Genomic DNA, 6,472 nt, shown 5'->3' with positions numbered 1-6,472 from the left:
GGTCGGGGGCGGGCTCGGTGAGCTCGGCGAGGTGGCGGTCGTAGAAGCCGGTGTCCATACGGCCGTCGGCGAACTCCTGGTGCCGCAGGGAGCGGACGAGCAGGTCCCGGTTGGTGACCGGGCCGTGCACGGCCGCCCGCTCCAGCGCGCCGGCCAGCTTGCGCAGCGCCTCCGCGCGCGTGGGGGCGTGGGCGACGACCTTGGCGAGCATCGGGTCGTAGTGGACGCCGATCGTGTCGCCGTCGGCGTAGCCGGTGTCCAGGCGGACTTCGCCGGGGACGGCGAGGCGGTGCAGGGTGCCGGTCTGCGGGGCCCAGTCGCGGGCCGGGTCCTCGGCGTACAGGCGGGCCTCGACGGCGTGCCCGCGCGCGTGCGGCGGGTCGGCGTCCAGGGCGTGGCCCTCGGCGACGCGGATCTGCAGGGCGACCAGGTCGATGCCGAACACGGCCTCCGTCACGGGGTGTTCGACCTGGAGGCGGGTGTTCATCTCCAGGAAGTGCGCCCGGCCGCCGGCCACCAGGAACTCGACGGTTCCGGCGCCGGTGTAGTCGACGGCACGGGCGGCCCGTACGGCCAGCTCCCGCAGTTCCCGTTCCAGCTCGGCGGGCAGTCCGGGGGCGGGTGCCTCCTCGACGACCTTCTGGTGGCGGCGCTGGAGGGAGCAGTCGCGGGTGCCGAGCGTCCACACGGTGCCGTGGGCGTCGGCGAGGACCTGCACCTCCACGTGCCGCCCGCCCGCGTCGCCCCCGAGGTACCGCTCGACGAACACCTCGCCGTCCCCGAAGGCGCTCGCCGCCTCCGCGCGCGCGGCGGCCAGCTCGCCGTCCAGGTCCGCGAGGCGCCGCACGATCCGCATCCCGCGCCCGCCGCCGCCCGCCGCCGCCTTCACCAGCACCGGCAGGTCCGCCTCGGTGACGTCCCGCAGGGGCCGGACGCCCATGAGTTCCTTGGCGCGGGTCTTGGACGCCATCGCCTCGATGGCCTCGGGGGGCGGCCCGATCCAGACCAGGCCCGCGTCCTGGACGGCACGGGCGAAGCCGGCGTTCTCGGACAGGAAGCCGTAGCCGGGGTGCACGGCGTCCGCGCCGGCCGCGACCGCCGCCTTCACGATCAGGTCGCCGCGCAGGTACGTCTCGGCGGGCGTGGCCCCCGGCAGCCGTACCGCCGCGTCGGCCACGCGCGTGTGGAGGGCGTCCTCGTCGGCGTCCGAGTGCACGGCGACCGTACGGATGCCCAGCTCGCCGCAGGTGCGGAAGACCCGGCAGGCGATCTCGCCCCGGTTGGCGACGAGCAGAGTCGAAATCACGGGATCCCTCACATCCGGAAGACGCCGAAGCCGCCGCGCGCGCCCTCGTAGGGCGCGGTGTGGACGGCGGAGAGGCACAGGCCGAGGACGGTGCGGGTGTCGCGCGGGTCGATGACGCCGTCGTCGTACAGCCGTCCGGACAGGAACATCGGCAGCGACTCGGCCTCTATCTGCTGCTCCACCATCGCCCGCAGCGCCGCGTCGGCCTCCTCGTCGTAGGGCTGCCCCTTCGCCGCCGCCGACTGCCGGGCGACGATCGACAGCACGCCCGCGAGCTGCTGCGGGCCCATGACGGCGGACTTGGCGCTGGGCCAGGCGAACAGGAAGCGCGGGTCGTAGGCCCTCCCGCACATGCCGTAGTGCCCGGCGCCGTAGGAGGCGCCCATGAGGACGGACAGGTGCGGCACCCGCGAGTTGGACACCGCGTTGATCATCATGGCGCCGTGCTTGATGATGCCGCCCTGCTCGTACGCGCGGCCGACCATGTAGCCGGTGGTGTTGTGCAGGAAGACCAGCGGGATGTCGCGCTGGTTGGCGAGCTGGATGAACTGGGCGGCCTTCTGCGACTCCTCGCTGGACAGCACGCCCCGGGCGTTGGCGAGGATGCCGACGGGATAGCCGTGCAGGCCGGCCCAGCCGGTGGTGAGGCTCGTCCCGTACAGCGGTTTGAACTCGTCGAAGTCGGAGGCGTCGACGATCCGGGCGATGACCTCGCGGGGGTCGAAGGGGATCTTCAGGTCGCCGGGGACGACACCGAGGAGCTCCTCGCTGTCGTATGCGGGCGGCTCCGCGGTGGGGGGATCGGGATGGGCCTTGCGGTGGTTGAGGCGGGCGACGACGCGGCGTGCCTGTCTGAGGGCGTCGCGCTCGTCGACGGCGAAGTGGTCGGCGAGACCGGACACGCGCGCGTGCATCTCGGCGCCGCCCAGCGACTCGTCGTCGCTCTCCTCCCCGGTCGCCATCCTCACCAGGGGCGGCCCGCCGAGGAACACCTTGGCGCGTGCCTTGACCATGATCACGTGGTCGGACATGCCGGGGACGTAGGCGCCTCCGGCGGTGGAGTTGCCGAAGACGACGGCGACGGTCGGGATGCCGGCCGCCGACAGCCGGGTCAGGTCCCGGAAGACGGCGCCCCCGGGGACGAAGATCTCCTTCTGGGAGGGCAGGTCGGCGCCGCCCGACTCGACGAGGCTGACGCAGGGCAGCCGGTTGGCGAGCGCGATGTCGTTGGCCCGCAGCGCCTTCCTCAGGCTCCACGGGTTGCTGGCGCCGCCGCGCACGGTCGGGTCGTTGGCGGTGATCAGGCACTCCACGCCCTCCACCACCCCGATCCCGGTCACGAGCGAGGCGCCCACGGTGTGGTCGCTGCCCCAGGCGGCCAGCGGCGACAGCTCCAGGAACGGCGTGTCGGGGTCCAGCAGCAGCTCGATCCGCTCCCGCGCGAGCAGCTTGCCGCGCCGCCGGTGCCGCTCGACGTACTTCGGGCCGCCGCCCGCGAGCGCCTTGGCGTGCTCGGCCTCCAGGTCGGCGAGCTTGGCGAGCATGGCCTCGCGGTGGGCCCGGTAGTCGGGCGAGCCGGTGTCCAGGGCGGAGGAAAGGACCGTCACAGCAGGGCCTCCGGGATGTCCAGGTGGCGGGTGCGCAGCCATTCGCCGAGCGCCTTGGCCTGCGGGTCGAACCGGTGCCGGGCGGCGACGCCCTCGCCGAGGATCCCCTCGACGACGAAGTTCAGGGCGCGCAGGCCGGGCAGGACGTGCCGGGTGACGGGCAGCGCACGGCTCTCGGGGACCAGTTGCCGGAACCGGTCGGCGGTCAGCTCGTGCGCGAGCCACCGCCAGCCGTCCTCCGACCGCGTCCACACCCCGACGTTGGCGTCCCCGCCCTTGTCGCCGCTGCGGGCCCCGGCGACGAGCCCGAGCGGGGCACGCCGCACGGGGCCGCCCGGAAGGGGATCCGGCAGGGGCGGCTCCGGTACGTCCTCGAGGGCGCGCGTGTCCTGGGCCGGCGGCACGGTGACACGGCGGCCGTCGTGGAGGACGGCCACATGGTCGACGGCGTCCTGGGGGACGTACGCGGCCTCGAAGACGCCGTAGGGCGCGCCCTTCCCCGGCGGGGCCAGGACGTGGAAGCCGGGGTAGCCGGCCAGCGCCAGCTCCACGGCGGCCCCGCTCAGCGCCCGTCCCACGGCCTCCTCGACGGGGTCGCGGACGACGAGCCGGAGCAGGGCGCTCGCGGTCTCCTGGGTGCCGGCGTCGGGCCGGTCGGTGCGGACCAGGTCCCACCGCACCTCGGCGGGCCGGGCCTCGGCGGCCCCGAGGGCGTCCTCCATCTGCAGCCTGACCAGCTCGGCCTTGTACTCGATGTCGAGCCCGGTGAGGACGAAGGTCACTTCGTTGCGGAAGCCGCCGAGGCGGTTGAGGCCGACCTTGAGGGTGGGCGGCGGGGCCTCCCCGCGCACGCCCTCGACGCGCACCCGGTCGGGCCCGTCCTGGCTGAGCCGTACGGTGTCCAGCCGGGCGGTGACGTCGGGCCCGGCGTACCGGGCCCCGCCCGTCTCGTACAGGAGCTGGGCCGTCACCGTGCCGACGTCCACGAATCCGCCGGTGCCGGGGTGCTTGGTGAGGACGCAGCTGCCGTCCTCGTGGAGCTCGGCGAGCGGGAAGCCGGGGCGGCGGAGCCGGTCGAGGGGGTGTTCGGCGGCGAAGGCGTAGTTGCCGCCGGTGGCCTGGGCGCCGCACTCCAGCAGGTGCCCGGCGACGACGGCGCCGGCGAGGCGGTCGTGGTCCTCCGGTGCCCAGCCGAAGTGGGCGGCGGCCGGCCCGGTCACCAGGGCCGCGTCCGTCACGCGCCCGGTGACGACGACGTCCGCGCCCTCGCGCAGACAGGCGGCGATGCCGAAGCCGCCGAGGTAGGCGTGGGCGGCGAGGCTGTCCCTGGGGATCCCCCCTGCTCGAGCGGAGCCGAGGGCTCGGGGGAGGTGGGCTCTGAGGTCGTCGCCCTCGACGTGGGCTACGCGCACGGGGACACCGAGGCGGTCGGCCAGCTCCCGCACCGCGTCGGCGAGTCCAGCGGGGTTCAGGCCGCCGGCGTTCGTCACGATCCGCACGCCCCGCTCGTGGGCGAGCCCGAGGCATTCCTCCAGCTGCCGCAGGAAGGTGCGGGCGTATCCGGCCGCCGGGTCCTTCAGCCGGTCCCGGCCCAGGATCAGCATGGTCAGCTCGGCGAGGTAGTCGCCGGTGAGGACGTCCAGCCCGCCGCCGGTGAGCATCTCGCGCATGGCGTCGAAACGGTCGCCGTAGAAGCCGGAGGCGTTGCCGATCCGCAGGGCCCGGGGCGTCACCCGGCCGCCTCCTTGGGCGCCCGCCCGGCGCCGGGCGGCCCGGCGAAGGCCTGGGCGATGTCCAGCCAGCGGTCGGCGTCCGGGCCCTCGGCGCGCACGGCGAGGTCGGCGCGGTGGGAGCGCTGGGTGACCAGCAGGCAGAAGTCGAGGGCGGGCCCGGTGACGCGCTGGGGGGCGTCCTCGGGGCCGTACGTCCACAGCTCGCCGGAGGGACCCCGCACCTCCACCCGGAACTCCTCACCGGGCACGGGCAGCCCCCGCGCTCCGAAGGCGAAGTCCCGCGCCCGCACCCCGATGCGCACCACGTGCCTGAGCCGGTCGGTAGGCGTGCGCACCACCCCCAGCGCGTCCGCCACGTCCTGCCCGTGCGCCCAGGTCTCCATCAGCCGCCCGGTCGCCATGGATGCGCCCGACATGGGCGGCCCGTACCAGGGGAACCGGGCTCCTGGCGGCGCCGCGCGCAACGCGGAGTCGAGGGCCGCCCGCCCCTTCCGCCACCGCGCCAGCAGCTCGTCCGGCGGCAGCCGGGCATCCTCCTCCGCCCCCTGGTCGACGAACGACCCGGGCGCGGCGAGCGCCTGCTCGACCAGCGCGTGGAAGCCGTCCGGGTCGGTGACGGCGAGAAGGGCGGACCGGTCGGTCCAGGCGAGATGGGCGATCTGGTGGGCGACGGTCCATCCGGCCGCGGGGGTGGAGAGTCCCCACTGCTCGGCACTCAGCCCGGCGACCAGCCGGTCGAGTTCTTCGCTTTCCTCACGCAGATCGTCGAACACGGGCGTCGGATCGGCCATGAGGGGAGCATGTCAGCGCCCGCGAGAGCAATCAAGCATGCGTGCATGCTTTTTCGTGTGATGTCCGCGGTCGTCACCGCGGAGGCGAGCCCGCCGTCAGGAGTCCGCCCGCGGCGCCGGCGCCTTCCCCCGGCCCACCTGCGTCCGCACCGCCCCCATGCTCGCCGCGATGACCAGGGCGATCGCGACGGCCTGCGGAGCGGTGAGGGACTGGCCGAGGACGAGGAAGCCGGCCGTGGCGGCGAGGGCCGGTTCCAGGCTCATGAGGATCGCGAAGGTGGAGGCGGGCAGACGGCGCAGGGCGAGCAGTTCGAGGGTGTAGGGCAGGACGGAGGACAGCAGCGCCACCGCCGCGCCCAGCCCGAGCGTCACCGGGTCGACCAGCTTCGCGCCCGCCTCGGCGATCCCCAGCGGCAGGAACAGCACCGCCCCCACCGCCATCGCCAGGGCCAGCCCGTCGGCCTGCGGGAAACGGCGGCCCGTACGGGCGCTGAAGACGATGTAGGCCGCCCACATGCCGCCCGCCGCCAGCGCGAAGGCGACACCGACGGGGTCCAGACTGCCGAAGCCACCGCCCCCGAGCAGGAAGACACCGCCCAGGGCGAGACCGGCCCACACGAGGTTGACCGCGCGGCGTGAGGCCAGGACCGACAGGGCGAGCGGGCCGAGGACCTCCAGGGTGACCGCCGGACCGAGCGGGATGCGGGCGGCGGCCTGGTAGAAGAGGCCGTTCATGCCGGCCATCGCGATACCGAAGACGACGACCGTGCCCCAGTCGGTGCGCGAGTGCCCGCGCAGCCGCGGCCGGCAGACCACCAGCAGCACGATCGCGGCCACCACCAGCCGCAGGGTCACCACGCCGAGCGCACCCGCCCTCGGCATCAGCGCCACGGCCAGCGCGCCACCGAACTGCACCGAGACACAGCCGCCGAGCACCAGGCCGACCGGACCGAGCGAACCGAAACGGCCCGGCCCCCCGGGCACGGGCACGTCGGCCGACGGGGAGGCGACAGGGGCCGAGGGGGACGTCGAAGG

The 6,472-nt window shown here is 74.8% G+C and carries 5 protein-coding genes; all 5 read right to left on the bottom strand.

All coding sequences use genetic code 11. The features are described 5' to 3' along the window. A partial coding sequence (locus C1I97_RS28520) for an acetyl-CoA carboxylase biotin carboxylase subunit (RefSeq protein WP_111006013.1) occupies positions 1 to 1,306 on the bottom strand: 1,306 nt, incomplete at its 3' end. Between the two features lie 8 nt (positions 1,307 to 1,314). Next, positions 1,315 to 2,913 carry an acyl-CoA carboxylase subunit beta gene (locus C1I97_RS28515; protein WP_111006012.1) on the bottom strand — a complete coding sequence of 533 codons (1,599 nt, stop codon included), beginning with the start codon at positions 2,911 to 2,913 and terminating at the stop codon, positions 1,315 to 1,317. Continuing rightward, the gene (locus C1I97_RS28510) at positions 2,910 to 4,646 is read right to left on the bottom strand and encodes an acyclic terpene utilization AtuA family protein (protein WP_111006011.1); all 1,737 of its coding nucleotides are present in this window, start codon (positions 4,644 to 4,646) and stop codon (positions 2,910 to 2,912) included. The genes C1I97_RS28515 and C1I97_RS28510 overlap by 4 nt, the downstream gene beginning before the upstream one ends. Continuing rightward, complete coding sequence (locus C1I97_RS28505) at positions 4,643 to 5,437, bottom strand: TIGR03084 family metal-binding protein (protein ID WP_111006010.1); 795 nt, start codon at positions 5,435 to 5,437, stop codon at positions 4,643 to 4,645. The genes C1I97_RS28510 and C1I97_RS28505 overlap by 4 nt, the downstream gene beginning before the upstream one ends. Positions 5,438 to 5,533: 96 nt before the next feature. Further along, a partial coding sequence (locus C1I97_RS28500; protein WP_258382778.1) for an EamA family transporter occupies positions 5,534 to 6,472 on the bottom strand: 939 nt, incomplete at its 5' end.

The sequence above is a fragment of the Streptomyces sp. NTH33 genome, from assembly GCF_003236365.1.
Classification (GTDB): Bacteria; Actinomycetota; Actinomycetes; order Streptomycetales; family Streptomycetaceae; genus Streptomyces.
Note: the sequence above shows the minus strand (reverse complement) of the source record. Positions and strands in the feature narration are given on the sequence as shown.

What these genes read in the sequence shown, in the direction of transcription:
- C1I97_RS28505 (WP_111006010.1), bottom strand. Translation starts at nt 5,437, where the DNA reads ATGGCCGATCCGACGCCCGTGTTCGACGATCTGCGTGAGGAAAGCGAA.